Genomic DNA, 1636 nt, shown 5'->3' with positions numbered 1-1636 from the left:
TCGCCGGTCGGACGCGGGCCCTTCAGCACCACGAACGCCACCACGGCCTCACCCTTGACCTCGTGCGGCTTGCCGACCACGGCGGCTTCGGCCACCAGCGGGTTGGCGACCAGCGCCGACTCGATTTCCATCGTGCCCAGACGGTGACCGGATACGTTCAGCACGTCGTCGATACGGCCCATGATCCAGAAATAGCCGTCCTCGTCGCGGTGCGCCGAGTCGCCGGCCAGGTAGTACTGGCCGTTGAACTCGTCCGGGAAGTAGGTCTTGCGGAAGCGGTCAGCATCGTTCCAGATGGTGCGGACCAGGCTCGGGAACGGACGCTTGATGACCAGGAAGCCGCCGTTGCCAAGTTCGACCGGCGCGCCGGATTCGTCGACGATATCGGCCATGATGCCCGGCAGCGGCAGGGTGCAACTGCCCGGTTTGGTCGCCACCGCGCCCGGCATCGGCGCGATCATCGCGCTGCCGGTTTCGGTCTGCCACCAGGTGTCGACGATCGGGCAACGACCGCCGCCAACCACTTCGTAGTACCACATCCACGCTTCCGGGTTGATCGGCTCGCCGACCGTGCCGAGCAGGCGCAGGCTGGACAGGTCGAACTGCTTCGGCAGATCGGCGCCGAGCTTGATCAGCGAGCGGATCGCCGTCGGGGCGGTGTAGAAGGTGGTGACCTTGTGGCGTTCGATCATGCTCCAGAAGCGGCTGGCGTCCGGGTAGGTCGGCACGCCTTCGAACACGACCTGGGTCGCGCCCATCGCCAGCGGGCCGTAGCAGATGTAGGTGTGGCCGGTGATCCAGCCGACGTCGGCCGTGCACCAGAACACGTCGTCCGGCTTGTAGTCGAACGCCCAGCGGAAGCTGTTGGCGGCGCCGAGCAGATAGCCGGCGCTCGAATGCTGGATGCCCTTCGGCTTGCCGGTCGAACCGGAGGTGTACAGGATAAACAGCGGGTGGTCGGCTTCGACCCAGGTCGGTTCGCAGTCGAGCGGCAGGCCGGCGGTCAGCTCGTCCCAGCCGATGTCGCGCGCACCCATCGGCGTATTGCCGGCGGTACGCTTCTGCACGATAACCTTCTCGATGCTGTCGCAACCGCCGGCGTCCAGCGCTTCGTCAACGGTCGCCTTCAGCGGCACGGTCTTGCCGCCGCGCATGCCTTCGTTGGCGGTAATGACGATTTTGGCGCCGGCATCGATGATGCGGTCGCGCAGCGCGCCGGCGGAGAAGCCGCCGAACACCACCGAGTGAATGGCGCCAATGCGGGCGCAAGCCTGCATGGCAATGACGGCCTGCACCGTCATCGGCATGTAGATGACCACGCGGTCACCCTTTTCCACGCCGAGCTTTTTCAGGCCGTTGGCAAACTGGCACACCTGTTCATACAGGCTGCGGTAGCTGATCGGGGTGGACTGGCCGTCATCGGACTCGAAAATGATGGCGGTTTTGTCGCCATGCTGGTCGAGGTGACGGTCAAGGCAATTGTAGGAGACGTTCAGCAGGCCATCGTCGAACCATTTGAAGAACGGGGCATTGCTGCCGTCGAAGGTGCGGGTGAACGGCTTGTGCCAGCTCAGCAGTTCGCGGGCCAGGTCGGCCCAGAAGCCTTCGTAATCGTTGTTCGCGCGTTCGCAGACGG

Annotated in this window: 1 protein-coding gene; it reads right to left on the bottom strand. The window is 65.0% G+C overall.

What is annotated here, in order from left to right; genetic code table 11:
• The coding region (gene acs / locus DFO50_RS18700) for an acetate--CoA ligase (protein ID WP_112693019.1) at positions 1-1636 on the bottom strand (1636 nt) is incomplete at both ends.

This window comes from Microvirgula sp. AG722 (assembly GCF_003269145.1).
In the GTDB taxonomy this organism is placed as follows: domain Bacteria; phylum Pseudomonadota; class Gammaproteobacteria; order Burkholderiales; family Aquaspirillaceae; genus Microvirgula; species Microvirgula aerodenitrificans.
This window is presented reverse-complemented; position numbering and strand designations above follow the sequence as displayed.